Below are 15569 nucleotides of genomic sequence, written 5' to 3' on the forward strand. Positions count from 1 at the left end.
GGTGCGGCGCGTCGTCCACAGGCGTGAGGCGGTAGTCATACGAATCCGGGGTATCCGCGTTCCGGGAATGGCCGGGTGACGGCGTACGTTCTTCCTCTCGGCACCGACCCCGAGCAACCCCTACACGAGGAGCGCCAGGCCATGCAGGGCACTGTGACGATGTACAGCACGACGTGGTGCGGCTACTGCCGCCGGCTGAAGAGCCAGCTGGACCGCGAGGGCATCGCGTACACCGAGATCAACATCGAGCAGGACCCGGAGTCGGCGAAGTTCGTCGAGAGCGTCAACAACGGCAACCAGCTCGTCCCGACCGTGGTCGTGGTCCCGGCGTCCGGCGCCGAGCAGGTCGCCATGCCGAACCCGAGCCTGGCCCAGGTCAAGCAGGCCCTGGCCGTCTGACCGCCGCAGGCACCGGCGGCCGCCTGGCCGAAAACAGCCCCCTCCCGACATCCCGGGAGGGGGCTGTTCCGGTTCCGTTTCCAGGCTTCCGGTTCCGTTGCCCGGGTCTCGGTCGCCCGGGTCTCGGTCGCCCGGGTCTCAGTCGCCCGGCTTCGGCAGCGGCTTGCCGTACCAGAGCTCGATCAGCCGCGAGGCGATCGAGATCCCGTACGGCGGCAGCACCTCGCCCGACTCGAAGCACTCGGCCAGGTCCTCGCGGGAGAACCAGCGCGCCTCGTGGATCTCCTCGCCGTCCACGTTGATCTCCGAGGAGGTCGCCCGGGCCAGGAAGCCCAGCATCAGGCTGGACGGGAACGGCCACGGCTGGCTGGCCACGTACTCGACCTCGCCGACCGTGACGCCCGCCTCCTCGAAGACCTCGCGCGCCACGGACTGCTCGATGGACTCGCCCGGCTCGACGAAGCCCGCGAGCGTCGAGAAGCGGCCCTCCGGCCAGTGCACCTGGCGGCCCAGCAGCGCCCGGTCCTGGTCGTCGGTGACCAGCATGATCACGGCCGGGTCGGTGCGCGGGTAGTGCTCGGCGCCGCACACCGGGCAGCGCCGGATGTGCCCGGCGGCCGCGACCACCGTGCGCTCGCCGCAGCGCGAACAGAAGCGGTGCAGCCGCTGCCAGTTCTCCAGGGCCACCGCGTGCGTCATCAGACCGGCGTCCCGCGCCGACAGCAGCAGCCCCGCCTCGCGCAGCCCGGCCGGCCGCGCGGACTGGTCCATGCGGCCCGGCAGGCTGTCCTTCTGCAGCGCGAAGTACGAGACGCCGTCCTCGTCCGTGCCCAGGAAGTAGCGGTGCGTCTCGGTCAGCGGGGCCTCGAAGGCCGGGGTCATGACCAGCTCGGTCCGGCCGTCGGGCGTGTCGTCGATCAGCACCTGGCCGCCCGAGACCACGAAGACCCGGGTCGTCGGGTGGCTCCAGGCGGCCGCGAGCCACGCCTCGTCGAGGCGGTGGTGCGCGGCCCGGTCGATCCCGCTCGGTGCCGTGAGCGAGATCGGGCGGTCCGCGAACGCGTTGTTCAAGGTGCTCACAGGTGCTTCCAACTCCCCCGGATCGGTGTCAGTGAATGCGAAGCTCAGCGGACGGCGGAGGGCAGGTCGCCCCACAGGTGGGCGGTCGTCTCGACGCCCTTCATGAGGAGATCGAGCTCGATCTTCTCGTTGGGGGCGTGCCAGCCGTCCGAGGGGACCGAGATGCCCAGGAACAGCACCGGCGTGCCGAGTACCTCCTGGAGGTCGGCGGCCGGTCCCGAGCCGCCCTCGCGGGTGTAGCGGACCTTGGCGCCGTCGAAGGCGCGGCTCATCGCGCCGGCCACGGCCTTGAGGGCCGGGTGGTCGAGCGGGGTGAGGCAGGGCCGGGTCGGGGCGCCGAAGACGATCTCGTACCGGATGCCCGCCGGCACCAGACCGGCCAGCCACTCCCGTACGGCCGTCTCGATGCGTGCCGGGTCCTGGCCGGCGACGAGCCGGAACGACAGCTTCAGATGGGCGGAGGCGGGGACGATGGTCTTGCCGCCGGGGCCCTGGTAGCCGCCGCCGATGCCGTTGACCTCGGCCGTCGGGCGGGCCCAGACGCGCTCCAGGGTGGAGTAGCCGGCCTCGCCGAGGGTGCCGTGCGACTTGGCCGTGGACAGCCAGCCGGCCTCGTCGAAGGGCAGCTCCGCGACGAGCGCCCGCTCGGCCTCGGACAGCTCGGTGACGCCCTCGTAGAAGCCCGGGATCGCCACCCGCTCGTCGGCGTCGTGCAGCGCCGCGACGATCCGGCCGGCGACGGTCGCCGGGTTGGGCACCGCGCCGCCGAAGGAACCGGAGTGGATGTCCTGGTCGGGCCCGAACAGGTCGATCTCGCAGTCCGCGACCCCGCGCATGCCGGTGCACACGGTCGGCGTGGTCTCCGACCACATGCCGGTGTCCGAGACGATCACCAGATCGGCGGCGAGCCGGTCCGCGTGCTTCTCCACCAGGGCGCGGAAGTGCGGCGAACCCGACTCCTCCTCGCCCTCCACCAGCAGCTTGAGGTTGACCGCGGGCGCGGTGCGGCCGGTCGCGGCGAGGTGCGCGCGCACGCCGAGCGTGTGGAAGAAGACCTGGCCCTTGTCGTCGGCCGCGCCCCGCGCGTACATCCGGCCGTCGACCAGCGTCGGCTCGAACGGCTCCGTGTGCCAGCCGTCCTCGCGGGCGGCGGGCTGCACGTCGTGGTGCCCGTAGACCAGGACCGTCGGCGCGTCCGGCTCGCCGGACGGCCAGTCGGCGAAGACGGCCGGGGCGCCGTCCGTCTCCCACACCTCGACCGTCGTGAAGCCGGTGTCCGCCAGCTTGGCGGCGAGCCACCCGGCGCTGCGCCGCACGTCCCCGGCCCGCTCGGGCTGCGCCGACACGGACGGGATCCGCAGCCACTCCGCGAGGTCGTCGAGGAAGGCGGCGCGGTGCTGCTCGATGTACGTGCGCACGGCAGCGGTCTGTACGGCGTGGACGGCGTTGTCCGGGGTCTCGCTCATGCCACCGAGCCTATCCGGCGCCGAAAGCCGCTCCGTCCTCGGCCGGGGGGTCCGTGGGCCACGGAGGCTCCGGGGCCCGAGAGGAGTCCTGGGCCCACGAGGAGTCGGGAGCCCACGAGGGGTCCGGGGCCTCACCGTCGTCGGGCTCCCCGCGCAGGATCGCCTCCAGCTCCGCCCGGCCGGGCAGCCGCCGGGGCCGAACGACCTCTCCGGTCCGCACGTACACGAACGCGGCGGCCACCTCCTCCGGGTCCAGGCCGTGCTGCTCGGCCCAGGCGAGGCGGTAGATCGCCAGCTGGAGCGGGGCGGCGTTGCGCAGCCGGCTGGTCTTCCAGTCGACGATCTCGTACGTGCCGGTCTCCGCGTCCCGGTAGACGGCGTCGATCCGGCCCCGGACCACCCGGCCCGCGAGCGAGAGATGGACGGGTATCTCGACCTTGTACGGGACGCGGCGGGCGTACGGGGTGCGGTCGAACGCCTCCTTCAGCGCCTCCAGGTCCCGCTCGTCGAGGATCTCTGGCTCCCCCGCGAACTCCTCGCCGCCGGGCAGCTCGTCCGGGCCCAGCATCGGCAGCGGCAGCTCGTCGAACCGCGACTCCACCCACGCGTGGAACCGCGTGCCGCGCCGGGCCGCCGGCTGCGGCGGCTTGGGCATCGGCCGCGCCAGCTCCTTGGCGAAGCCGTCGGGGTCGGCGGCGAGCCGCAGCACCTGGGAGGCGGACAGGTACGCGGGCAGCAGGACGTCACGGGTGGTGGCGCGGGTGCGGTGGAGCTCGGCGGTGAGGGAGGTGAGATCGCGGTCCCAGGAGGCGATCGTTCTGGCGTCCTCGGGGGTGAGAGCCGGTTGCGCCTCCGCCCGGGGAGCCGGGACGTCCGCGTGGCGGCCCTCTTCGTCCCAGTCGAGCTCCTCGGGGAGCCAGAGGTCCTCGGGGTCGGGGTCCTGGGGAACGGGCACCGCCGTCGCGGGGGTACCCCCATCACCCTGCGGGACATTTGCCCACAAACGGTTCAGCACGGCCGCAGCCGCTTCCCGACGCCTCTCCAAGGACTCCTTGTCCAAGGGCAGCGGCCAGGTCTGGTCTCTCGTCTCCGCTGCCAGGACCGGGTTCGCCTCGCCCTCCTCCGGCTCGTCCGCCCATGCCTCGATCTCGCCGTGGCCGGCGGCGCAGTGGTCGTAGAGGGCCTGGAGGAAGTCCGACGGGCCGCGGGGCTTCTTCTGGGAGGGGCCCCACCAGTGTGCGGAGCCCAGGAGGAGGGAGCGGGGGCGGGTGAAGGTCACGTAGCCGAGGCGGAGCTCCTCGGTGTGCTGGTGGTCGCGGAGGTCCTCCTTGAAGGACTTCATGGCGGCCGGGGTCCATGCGTCGAGCGCGGGCAGGGTCGCCGCGTCGCCGCGCAGGGCGTGCGGGAGGACCTGGGGCTGGGCGGTCCAGGACTCGCGGGCGCGGGTGGACGGGAACTGGCCGGTGACCAGGCCGGGCACGGCGACGACGTCCCACTCCAGGCCCTTGGACTTGTGGGCGGTCATCACCTTGACGGTGTCCTCGCCGCCGGGGAGCGCGTTGTCCAGGCCCTTCTCGTACTGCGCGGCGGTGCGCAGGAAGCCGAGGAAGGCGAGCAGGGTGGCCTCGCCGTCGAGGGAGGCGAAGCCGGCGGCGATGTCGAGGAAGTTGCCGAGGGTCTCGCGGCGGCGGGCGGCGAGGGCGTGCGGGGAGGCCGACAGCTCGACCTCAAGTCCGGTGGCGGCGAGGACCCGGTGCAGCACGTCCATCAGCGGGTCGGCAAGCGAGGTGCGCAGCGAGCGCAGCTCGGCGGCGAGGCGGGCGAAGCGGACCCGGGCCTCGGCGGAGAACGGCAGGCCGTCGTCCTCGCCGCCGTCCGGTCCTCTCCCCGAGTCGAGGAAGGTGTCGAGCGCGTCGGCGAGGGAGACCACCTCGGCCGGGTCGACGCCCTCCACGGCGGCGGCGAGCCGCTGGTCGGCGTCGGCGGCCTCCTCCCCCGGCCGGTGCACCAGGAGCCGGGCGCGGCGGCCGAGGAGGGCGAGGTCGCGCGGGCCGATGCGCCAGCGGGGGCCGGTGAGCAGGCGGACGAGGGAGGCGTTGGCGCCCGGGTCCTGGAGGACCTCGCAGACGGCGACGAGGTCGGCGATCTCCGGCAGGTGCAGCAGGCCGGAGAGGCCGACGACCTCGACGGGGACGTCACGGGCGACGAGGGCGGCCTGGATCGCGGGGAAGTCGGTGGCCGTGCGGCACAGGACGGCGATCTCGCCCGGCGGGGTGCCGGTGCGGACCAGGTGGGCGAGGGAGTCGGCGAGCCAGTCGAGCTCCTCGGCGTGGGTGGGCAGGAGCGCGATCCGCACGCTGCCGTCGCGCTCGGCGCCGGGCGCGGGCCGCAGCGCCTCGACGCCCTCGTGCATGGCGCGCAGCGGGGCGGCGAGGCCGTTGGCGAGGTCGAGGAGGCGGCCGCCGCTGCGGCGGTTCTCGGAGAGCGCGAAGCGGGTGGCCGGGCGGCCGTCCTCGTACGGGAAGTGCTCGGGGAAGTCGTCCAGGTTGGCGACGGAGGCGCCGCGCCAGCCGTAGATGGCCTGGCAGGGGTCGCCGACGGCGGTGACGGCGTGCCCGGTGCCCTGCCCGAAGAGGCCGGACAGCAGCAGCCGCTGGGCGACGGAGGTGTCCTGGTACTCGTCGAGGAGCACGACCCGGAACTCGTCGCGGAGGATCGCGCCGACCTCGGGGCGGGTGGTGGCGAGCTCGGCGGACAGCGCGATCTGGTCGCCGAAGTCGAGCAGGTCACGGGAGCGCTTGGCGGCGCGGTAGCGCACGACGAGGTCGAGCAGCTCGCGGCGGGCGGCGCCGGCCTCAGGGAGTTTGCGCAGGTCGGCGTTGGTGAGCTTGGCGCCGGCGAGGTCGGCCAGCAGCTCGGTGTCGTACGCGAGGAGGCGCTCGGGCCGTACGAGGTGCTCGGCCAGCTCGGCGTCGAGGGCGAGGAGGTCGCCGACGAGGGTCGGGAAGGAGCGGGTGAGCGCGGGGTACGGGCCGGGGGCCTCGCGCAGGACGCGGGCGGCGAGCTGGTAGCGGGTGGCGTCGGCGAGGAGGCGGGAGGTGGGCTCCAGGCCGATGCGCAGACCGTGGTCGGTGAGGAGCTGGCCGGCGAAGGCGTGGTACGTGGAGATGCGCGGCTCGCCCGGCGGGTCGTCCGGGTGCGCCGGGTCGTACGCCGGGCCGGGGGCGGGATCCGGGTCGGTGACGCCGGCGCGGACGAGGGCGGTGCGCACGCGCTCGGCGAGCTCGCCGGCGGCCTTGTTGGTGAAGGTCAGGCCGAGGACCTGCTCGGGGGCGACCTGGCCCGTGCCGACCAGCCAGACCACCCGGGCGGCCATCACCGTCGTCTTGCCGGAACCGGCTCCGGCCACGATGACCTGCGGGGCGGGCGGCGCGGTGATGCAGGCCGTCTGCTCCGGGGTGAACGGGATGCCGAGCAGCTCCTTGAGCTGCTCGGGGTCGGTGATGCGTGCGGTCACTCGAAAAAGGCTAACGGGACCCGCTGACAGTCCCGTCCCGGCGGACGTCGGTCAGGCCGGGGTGCCCTGCTCCAGCTTGGACAGGTCGACGGTCTGGTCGGCGGGCGGGACGACGACCTTCACGGGCTTGTCGTAGTCGGAGAGGACCACGACGCCGGGCTCGGGGCCGCCCCGCTTGACCATCCTGAGGATGTACGGCTTTCCGCGCTCGGACACGGACACGGTGGTGGTGACGGTCTCGCCGGGGGTGGTGCCGGCCTTCCGCTTCACGAGGGTGGCGACCGGGGTGCCCTTGACCTGGGCGTCCGGGCCGCGGGTGAGTCCGGTGCGCTCGGCCTTGTTGCGGCCGAGGTCGGCGAGGAGGGCCTTGAGGTCGCAGACGCCGCTCAGGTTCTCGGTACCGGGCTGGCCCTCCGGGATCTTCAGCCAGCGGCCCTTGAGCAGCTCGATCGTGGCCTCGATCTGCGGTTCGGGCATCCCCTGGGAGGTCATGGAGGCGCGCCAGAACGCCTCGTCGCCCTTCATGTACGTGACGGTGCCGGTCTGCCGCAGCTCGGCGGCGCCGCCCTGGAGTTTGACCACGCCGGCGCACTGGTGGTGGTCGTTCACGGAGAAGTCGACGTCCAGCGGCTGTCCGCCGGAGACGACCCGGCCGGCGAGGCGGACCGAGGTCGCCGACTGGGTGGCGGTGATCGCCTTGTCGGCGATCTGGTCGGCGGTGAGGCCCTTGAAGGGGTCGGGCGGCGGCGGGGCCTGGGCGGCGGCCAGGGCTGCGGGCCCCGCGCCGGCGACCAGGGCGGCGCAGAGGGTGGTGGTGACGGCGGCGGCGCGGAGCCTGGGCAGCCTCGGCAGCTTGGTGTGGGACGCCATGCGAGCCTCCTCGCGGTTCTCCCGCCCCCCGGACGTGTCCCCGATCTTCCAGCGTGCCGGAGCGGGCGCGCACGCGCGACCGCTCGGCCCGCCGGGTCATCGGCGGTCGGTCGGCCTACTCGGTCGCTCGGCCGGCCCGATCAGTCGGCCGGCCCGGTCGGTCGGCGCTCGGCCCGCAAGGTCGCTCGGCCCGCAAGGTCGCTCAGCACGCAAGGTCGCTCAGCTCGCCGGAAGGCGGCCGGCCTCCGGGCTCAGAAGCCGGCGTCCAGGGACTGCAGGTCGACGACGTCGTGCTCGGCCGGCCGGCCTGCGTTGACCGCCTTGCCGTGGTCGCTGAAGGTGTACGTGGTGGTGGCGGCCGGGCTGGTGCCTTCGGTCCGGACGGACCTGAGGAGGTACGGCGCGCCTTCCTTCGCCACGTACAGCGTGAGCGTGCGGTTCTTGAGCACGATGGCCTTCTGGCCGTTCACACTGGCGTCGGCGACCCGGGTCAGGCCGGTGCGCGCGGAGCGGTCCTGGTCGACGCGGTCGCGCAGGGTGTCCAGGTCGCAGACGGTGTCGAGGTCGAGGTCCCGGGTGCGGTCGGCCTCGGCGACCTTCAGCCAGCGGCCCGGGAGGCTGAGGTAGCCGACCATGGCCTCGGTCTCCGCCGCGTCGGCCCCGTGCTTGCCGGCGGCGACGGCGGCCCGCCAGAAGGGCTCCTCGGCGCGCACGAACAGGGCGCCGTCCGTCGCGATCAGGTCGGCGGTGGTGCCCTGCCGGTCCATCGTGCCGGCGCAGACGCCGCGCTCGTCGGCGGCGACGTCGATCCGGAGCCCGTCCCGGAGGACGTCGTCGGGGCCGCCGATCACGTGCAGGCCGATGGCCTCCTTGGTGATCTGGACGGCCTGCTCGGCGATCGCGTCGGCGTCGCCGCCGGCGCGCGGGTCCGGGGCGGCGGCCGGGGCGTGGTGGCCCCGCGCCCCGGTGGCGGCGCCGGCGGCGCAGCCGGTCACCCCGACGGTGGCGGCGGTGGCGCAGACCAGTGCCGTGATCCAGGGCTTCCGGCTGGCGGCCATGCGTACTGCGGCCATGCGCACTCCCGTACTCCTCGCAGGCTTTCTTTACAGAAGGGTTAAGTCATATGCGACAGGAGGTGTACGAGGAAAGGGCGCGCGTCACTTCGAACGCCGGTCGAGGCGCGGGACGGGGCGCTAGTCGGGGCGCTAGTCGACGATGTGGCGGCCCTCCGGGCGGGCGCTGCAGGAGGCGCGGAAGGCGCAGGTGGTGCAGTGCTGGCCCGTGGTCGGGGTGAAGCGCTCGTCGAGGACGCGGCCGGCGGCGGTGGCGAGGAGGTCGCCGACCCACTCGCCGGACAGCGGCTCCTGGGCCTGGACCTTCGGGAGCGCGTCGCCGCCCTCCTTCTTGGGCGCGGCCTGGCGGAGGTGGACGAGTTCGGCGCCGCCGGGTTCGGGGGTGCGGCCGCCGAAGACCTCGTCGACGGCGCCCTCGCGGACGGCGAGCTGGTAGACGGCGAGCTGCGGGTGGCGGGCGACCTCGTCCTTGGTGGGCGCGGACTTTCCGGTCTTGAAGTCGACGACGTAGGCGCGGCCGTGCTCGTCGGTCTCGACGCGGTCCATGGAGCCGCGGATGCGGACCTGGTACGCGCCTGCCTCCAGGGTCACGTCGAAGTCGTGCTCGGTCGCGGCGGGCGTGCGGCCCGCGCCCCGGTTCAGGACGTGCCAGTGGAGGAAGCGTTCCAGGGCGATCCGGGCGTTCTCCTTCTCCTGCGCGGACTTCCAGGGCGCGTCGAAGGCGAGCGCGTCCCAGACGGAGTCCAGGCGGGCCATGAGGACGTCGAGGTCGGCGGGGGTACGGCCGGAGGCGACCTCGTCGGCGAGGACGTGGACGACGTTGCCGAAGCCCTGGGCGGCGGTGGCCGGGGCGTCCGCCTTGACCTCGCGGCCCAGGAACCACTGGAGCGCGCAGGTGTTGGCCAGCTGGTCGAGCGCGGAGCCGGACAGCGCGACCGGGCGGTCGCGATCCCGCAGCGGGGCCTCGCTGCGGGTCGGCTCGGCGAGTCCCCACCAGCGGTCCGGGTGGGCCGCGGGGACGAGCGGGTTGCCGTCCTCGTCCGCGAGCGCGGCGAGGGCGGCGAGCCGCTCGGCGGCGGCGGCGCGCAGCTCCGGCGAGGCGTCGGGGTCGACGGTGGTCGCGCGCAGTTCGGCGACGAGCGCGGAGACGGCGAGGGGGCGGCGGGGGCGGCCCGTGACCTCCTTCGGCTCGACGCCGAGTTCGGTGAGGAAGCGGGAGGGCTGGTCACCGTCCTCGGCGGGCGCCTTGACGGCGGTGACGACGAGACGCTCGCGGGCGCGGGTGGCCGCCACGTAGAACAGCCGGCGCTCCTCGGCGAGCAGCGCTCCGGGCGTCAGCGGCTCGGCGAGGCCGTCCCGCCCGATCCGGTCGGCCTCCAGGAGCGAGCCGCGGCGCCGCAGGTCGGGCCAGACGCCCTCCTGTACGCCCGCGACGACGACCAGGTCCCATTCCAGGCCCTTGGCCCGGTGCGCCGTCATCAGGCGTACGGCGTCGGGGCGGGTGTGGCGGCGGGTGAGCGTGTCCGCCGCGATGTCCTGGGCGTCGAGCTCCTCCAGGAAGTTGAGCGCGCCACGGCCGCCGACCCGGTCCTCGGCGCGGGCGGCCGTCTCGAACAGCGCGCACACGGCGTCGAGATCCCGGTCGGCGTTCCGGCCCGCCGGGCCGCCGCGCAACGAGGCCCGTTCGAGCCGCCCGGGCCACGGCGTGCCGTCCCACAGCAGCCACAACGCCTCCTCGGCGGTGCCGCCGCCTGCCAGCGTGTGCCGCGCGGCCCGCAGCAACTCGCCCAGCCGCCGTGCCCCGCGCGCGTACGCCTGGTCGTGCGCCACCAGCCGCTCCGGCTCGGCCAGCGCCCGCGCGAGCAGCACGTCCGACGGCGCCGGCACCTTGTTCCCCCCGGCCCGCTCCTCGTCCCGCAGCGCCCGTCCGAGGCGGCGCAGGTCGGCGGGGTCCATCCCGGCGAGGGGCGAGGCGAGCAGCGCGACGGCGGTCTCGGTGTCCAGCCAGACGGGCGCGGCGTCCCCGGCGCCTTCGGCGTCGTCACTCGCGCCGCGCGAGTCGCCGGCCGGAGCCACAGCGTCCTCCTGGCCGGAGCCCACGGCCCCGTCAGGCAAGTCCCCGGCGGCCGCGACGCCGCCGGACACGCCCCCCGCTTCCACGGTCGCCCGGCCCGCACCTTCGGCGTCGTCACTCGCGCCGCGCGAGTCGCGCGGGCCGTCGGCCGGGGCCCCAGCATGCTCCGGCGTGCCCGTGCCACCCGCCACCGCCCGCAGGGCGAGCAGCAGCGCCGCCACCGCGGGCTCGTGGCGCAGCGGGATGTCCGCCGCGTCCGTCTCCACCGGGACGCCTGCCGAGGTCAGGGCGCGGCGGAGGACGGGGAGGGGGGTGGCGGAGCGGGTGAGGACGGCCATGGTGTGCCAGGGGAGGCCGTCTTCGAGGTGGGCGCGGCGGAGGAGGTCGGCGATGTTGTCGGTCTCGGTGGACGGGGTCGGGTACGTGTAGACCTCGGCGCGGCCGCCCTCGCGGACCGGGGCGAGCGCACGGTGGGCGCGGACGCGGTCGGCGGGGAGGCGGGGCAGCGGCATGCGCGCGGTGAGGAGGCGGGTGGCGGCGAGCAGCTCCGCGCCGGAGCGGCGGGAGGTGCCGAGGACGCGGACGCCGCCGCCGAAGGTGGCGGGGAAGTCGAGGATGCCGTTGACGTCGGCGCCGCGGAACGCGTAGATCGACTGGTCGGGGTCGCCGAAGGCGACCACCGACCCCGCGGTCAGCCCGCGCAGCAGGCGGACCTGGGCCGGGTCGGTGTCCTGGTACTCGTCGACGAAGATCGCGTCGTACGCGGGCAGCGTCCCCGGTGCCGCCGACTCGGTGAGCCGTACGGCCCGCTGCACGAGCTCGGTGTAGTCGACGACGCCCTGCAGGTCCATGACGTCCAGGTACTCGGCGAGGAAGCCGGCCGCGGCGCGCCAGTCGGGCCGGCCGACCCGGCGGGCGAAGGCGTCGAGCGCGCCGGGCCCGAGGCCCAGCTCGCGGGAGCGGGCGATGACGGCGCGGACCTCGTCGGCGAAGCCGCGGGTGGTCAGGCAGGCGCGCAGTTCGTCGGGCCAGCCGACCTTGCCGAGTCCGGCCTTCTCCAGGTCGATCTGCCCGGCGAGCAGCTCGCGCACGGCCAGGTCCTGTTCGGGGCCGGAGAGCAGCCGCAGCGGTTCGGCGAAGAGGTCGGCGTCCTGGTGGGCGCGGACGAGGGCGTAGCAGTACGAGTGGAAGGTGGTGGCCTGCGGCGGGCGCCGGCCGCCGAGCCGGGCCGCCATCCGGTCGCGGAGCTCCACGGCGGCCTTGCGGCTGAAGGTGAGGACGAGCAGCCGCTCCGGGTCCGCGCCCCGCTCCATGCGCGCCGCGACCGCCTCGACCAGCGTCGTCGTCTTCCCGGTGCCGGGTCCGGCGAGGACCAGAAGCGGTCCTTCCGCGTGCTCAACCACCGCCCGCTGACCTGCGTCAAGCACAGGGGGCCGGGCCGGCGCCGGGACAGCCCGCACCAGCCGGTACGCACCGGGTCCCCGCGTCGACGCGAGGGTGGAGGAGGAAGTCACGTGGGTCGCCGGTCCTGCTGGGTCTGCGGAGTGGAGGTGCGCGGAAACGCGAACCTCGACGTTACGCGATTCCGCGCGCCCGGATCCCGTACCTCACCCCGCGCCTCACTCCGCGGCGGCGCCTCCGCCGTCCCACCGCGCCGCCCGCATGTCCAGCTTCACCGGGCCTCCCTTGGGCTCGCGCAGCGGCGTACCCTCGGCCCGGTAGTGACCGAGCGCACGTCGCTCGTGCCCGGGCAGCAGCGCGCCGTCCGACCGCACCACCCGCCACCACGGCACCGAGCCCCCGTACAGCGCCATGACCCGGCCGACCTGCCGCGGCCCGCCCTCGCCCAGCCACTCGGCGACGTCGCCGTAGGTCATCACCCGGCCGGGCGGGATCTCCTCGGCGACCTGAAGGACCCGTTCCGCATACTCGGGCAGCTCGGGCAGCTCCTGTGTCTCCATTCGGGTCATCCTGCCTCACCCCACCGACAACCCCCTGATGCCTCCGTTCGGCCCCGCTTCGTGCCACCATCGTGCGGGCGGTGACTGGTGATACGAGACCAAGAACAAGATCAAGAGCAAGAGACCACGCTAGAGACGACGGCCACGACGGCCACGGCACAGCATGCAGAGACGGACATGGTGATGACGCACGACAGCCCGCCCGAGCGCGGGCCCGAGCCCGAGCCCGCTCGGGAGCGTGCTCCTCAGCCTGATCCGGAACGGCAGCCCGGTCCGAAGCATCCGGAGCGTCCGGAACAGCCCGGACGGCCGGAACAGCCGGAACAGCCCGGACAGCCCGCGCCGTCGGAGCAGCCCGGACAGCCGGAACGGTCCGCGCCGACCCCGGACGGCGCCCCCGAGCGCGTGTCCGGCGACGAGCCGCTCCTCGCCGCCCGTGTGCACCGGCCGTCCGACCTGATGCGGCTGCTCGTCGGCGTCCTGGCCATCGCCCTCGTCCTCGCCATCGCCGCCTTCGCCCACGGCACCACCTCCGGCCTGGAGCAGGACATCAACAAGGGTGCCGGCGGCGCCCCCGACGTCTTCGTCAAGATCGCCGGCCTGGTGTCCTCGATCGCCGTCCTGTGCGTCCCGGTCGCCTTCGCGATCGAGCGCCTGGTCAAACGCGACGGACTGCGGATCGCCGACGGCGTCCTCGCCGCCGTCCTCGCGCACGGCGTGACCCTCGCCACGGACCTGTGGGTGGCGAACGCCGCGCCCGGCACCATCCAGGACGCGCTGACGCAGCCGCAGTCCGGCGGCGGGCTCACCGACCCCGTGCACAACTACCTCGCCCCGGTCATCGCGTACATGACCGCCGTCGGCATGGCCCGCAGACCGCGCTGGCGGGTGGCGCTGTGGGGCGTGCTGCTGCTCGACGCGTTCACGATGCTGGTGGCCGGCTACACCACCGCCTTCTCGATCATCCTGACCGTGCTGATCGGCTGGACGGTGGCGTACGGAACGCTGTACGCGGTCGGCTCGCCGAACGTCCGGCCGACCGGCCAGACACTCCTCGCCGGGCTCCGCCGGGTCGGCTTCCGGCCGGTGACGGCGCTGCGCGCCGAGGGCGTGCCGGACTCCGCCGACAAGGACCGGGACAAGGACAGCGGGGACCGGGGCCGCCGCTACATCGTGACCCTGGAGGACGGGCCGCCGCTCGACGTCACGGTCGTCGACCGCGAGCAGCAGGCGCACGGGTTCTTCTACCGGGCCTGGCGGCGCATCAGCCTGCGCACCATCACCACCCGCCGCTCGATCGTGTCCCTGCGCCAGGCCCTGGAGCAGGAGGCGCTGCTCGCGTACGCGGCGATCGCGGCGGGCGCGAACGCGCCGAAGCTGATCGCCACCTCCGAGCTCGGCCCGGACGCCGTGATGCTCGTGTACGAGCACCTGGGCGGCCGGACCCTGGACTCGCTCGACGACGAGGAGATCACCGACGACCTGGTGCGCAGCGCGTACCGGCAGGTCAAGGCGCTCCAGTCGCGCCGGATCGCGCACCGCAGGCTCGCCGGCGACGCGATTCTGGTGGATCGTTCCGGCAGGGTGATCCTCACGGACCTGCGGGGCGGCGAGATCGCGGCCGGTGATCTGGTCCTGCGGATGGACATCGCCCAGCTGCTCACCACGCTGGGACTGCGGGTCGGCGCCGAGCGGGCGGTCGCGGCGGCCGTCGAGGTGCTCGGCCCGGACGCGATCGCCGACTGTCTGCCGCTGCTCCAGCCGATCGCGCTCAGCCGGTCGACCCGCGCCGAGCTGCGCCGACTCGCCCGCGAGCGGTCCAAGCGGGAGCGCGAGGCGGTCCTCGCGGCCTCCGAGGCGGCCAAGCAGGCCCGGGCGGAGGCGCGGGCCCAGGCCAATCTGGAGACCGACCGGAAGGCGGCCCGGGCGGAGAAGCAGGCCGACAAGAAGGCCGAGAAGCGGGCGCTCGACACGGCCCTGGACGAGGCCCGCGAGGAGGACCTGCTCGCCCAGATCCGGCAGCAGGTGCTGCGGATCCGGCCGCAGGCGCCGGTGGAGCCGGTCCGGCTCGAACGCATCAAGCCGCGCACCCTCGTCTCGCTGATCGCGGGCGCGGTCGCCGCGTACTTCCTGCTCTCGCAGATCGCCCGTACCCCGATGTCGACGATCAGCCAGGCCGACTGGGGCTGGGTCGCGGCCGCCGTCGTCTTCTCGGCGCTCAGTTATGTGGCGGCGGCGATGGCGCTGCTCGGCTTCGTGCCGGAGCGGGTCGGCTTCTGGCGGACGGTGGCGGCGCAGGTCGCCGGCTCCTTCGTGAAGATCGTCGCTCCGGCGGCGGTCGGCGGTGTCGCCCTGAACACCCGCTTCCTCCAGCGCACCGGCGTACGCCCGGGGCTCGCGGTCGCCAGCGTCGGCGCCTCGCAGCTCTTCCAGCTCGGCGCGCACATCCTGCTCCTGCTGTCCTTCGGCTATCTGACCGGTACGGAGAAGTCGCAGTCGTTCACCCCGTCGAGGACGGTGATCGCCGGTCTGCTGACGGTGGCGGTGCTCGTGCTCGTCGTGACGGCCATCCCGTTCATGCGGAAGTTCGTGTCGACCCGGCTGCGGTCGCTCTTCGCGGGCGTCGTACCGCGCATGCTGGACGTGCTCCAGCGGCCGGTGAAGCTGGCCACGGGCATCGGCGGCATGCTGCTGCTCACCGCCTGCTTCGTCTTCTGCCTGGACGCCTCGATCCGCGCCTTCGGACACGGCGACACGACGCTCAGCTACGCGAGCGTGGCCGTCGTCTTCCTCGCCGGCAACGCGCTCGGCTCGGCGGCCCCGACGCCGGGCGGCGTCGGCGCGGTCGAGGGCGCGCTCACCTTCGGCCTGGTGGCGGTGGGCCTGCCGCTGGAGGTCGCCACGCCGGCGGTGCTGCTGTACCGCCTCCTGACGCTGTGGCTGCCGGTGCTGCCGGGCTGGCTGTGCTTCAACTGGCTGACCAAGCGCGAGGCGCTGTAGCGGCGCGGACACGGGGGAGGGCGGCGTCGTAGGCGCCGCCCTCCGCCGTATCCGGCCACCCCGGCCCTCCTCGGCCCTCCCCCGTCCGGCCACCCCGCCCCGCCACCGCCAGAACGCCACCCGCATGGC

General features: G+C 74.4%; 9 protein-coding genes. 2 read left to right on the forward strand and 7 right to left on the reverse strand.

What is annotated here, in order from left to right; translation table 11 throughout:
* Positions 1-141 precede the first annotated feature (141 nt).
* Complete coding sequence (locus tag ACWEV0_RS21300; protein WP_403792351.1) at positions 142-399, forward strand: mycoredoxin; 258 nt, start codon at positions 142-144, stop codon at positions 397-399.
* 138 nt (positions 400-537) lie between these two features.
* Here the strand turns inward: ACWEV0_RS21300 and nudC are convergent, their stop codons facing one another.
* From nudC to ACWEV0_RS21335, 7 genes are all read right to left on the reverse strand, one after another.
* Entirely contained in the window at positions 538-1479 is a 942-nt protein-coding gene (nudC, locus tag ACWEV0_RS21305) for an NAD(+) diphosphatase (RefSeq protein ID WP_453150929.1), read from the reverse strand.
* A gap of 44 nt (positions 1480-1523) precedes the next feature.
* Entirely contained in the window at positions 1524-2945 is a 1422-nt protein-coding gene (locus ACWEV0_RS21310; RefSeq protein WP_453150930.1) for a dipeptidase, read from the reverse strand.
* A 10-nt stretch (positions 2946-2955) separates the two neighbouring features.
* Positions 2956-6462, reverse strand: coding sequence for a UvrD-helicase domain-containing protein (locus ACWEV0_RS21315; protein ID WP_453150931.1), 3507 nt, complete (start codon positions 6460-6462; stop codon positions 2956-2958).
* Between the two features lie 51 nt (positions 6463-6513).
* Positions 6514-7332: a hypothetical protein gene (locus ACWEV0_RS21320; RefSeq protein ID WP_453150932.1), complete on the reverse strand. Its 819-nt coding sequence runs from the start codon at positions 7330-7332 to the stop codon at positions 6514-6516.
* Between the two features lie 251 nt (positions 7333-7583).
* On the reverse strand, positions 7584-8405 hold the full coding sequence (locus ACWEV0_RS21325) for a hypothetical protein (protein ID WP_453150933.1): 822 nt from the start codon (positions 8403-8405) through the stop codon (positions 7584-7586).
* A gap of 132 nt (positions 8406-8537) precedes the next feature.
* Entirely contained in the window at positions 8538-11993 is a 3456-nt protein-coding gene (locus ACWEV0_RS21330; protein ID WP_453150934.1) for an ATP-dependent helicase, read from the reverse strand.
* Between the two features lie 105 nt (positions 11994-12098).
* Positions 12099-12440 (reverse strand): MGMT family protein, encoded by a 342-nt coding sequence (locus ACWEV0_RS21335; protein ID WP_453150936.1) that lies wholly within the window; start codon positions 12438-12440, stop codon positions 12099-12101.
* A gap of 177 nt (positions 12441-12617) precedes the next feature.
* On the opposite strand from ACWEV0_RS21335, the gene ACWEV0_RS21340 reads away from it, so the two are divergent.
* On the forward strand, positions 12618-15440 hold the full coding sequence (locus tag ACWEV0_RS21340; protein ID WP_453150937.1) for a lysylphosphatidylglycerol synthase domain-containing protein: 2823 nt from the start codon (positions 12618-12620) through the stop codon (positions 15438-15440).
* The last annotated feature ends 129 nt before the right edge of the window (positions 15441-15569 follow it).

It is taken from the genome of Streptomyces sp. NPDC003943, assembly GCF_053605265.1.

Bases quoted from the DNA above. Each gene is read 5' to 3' on its own strand.
- ACWEV0_RS21300 (WP_403792351.1), top strand. From the start codon at position 142: ATGCAGGGCACTGTGACGATGTACAGCACGACGTGGTGCGGCTACTGC.
- ACWEV0_RS21310 (WP_453150930.1), bottom strand. From the start codon at position 2,945: ATGAGCGAGACCCCGGACAACGCCGTCCACGCCGTACAGACCGCTGCC.
- ACWEV0_RS21320 (WP_453150932.1), bottom strand. From the start codon at position 7,332: ATGGCGTCCCACACCAAGCTGCCGAGGCTGCCCAGGCTCCGCGCCGCC.
- ACWEV0_RS21325 (WP_453150933.1), bottom strand. From the start codon at position 8,405: ATGGCCGCAGTACGCATGGCCGCCAGCCGGAAGCCCTGGATCACGGCA.
- ACWEV0_RS21335 (WP_453150936.1), bottom strand. From the start codon at position 12,440: ATGGAGACACAGGAGCTGCCCGAGCTGCCCGAGTATGCGGAACGGGTC.
- ACWEV0_RS21340 (WP_453150937.1), top strand. From the start codon at position 12,618: ATGGTGATGACGCACGACAGCCCGCCCGAGCGCGGGCCCGAGCCCGAG.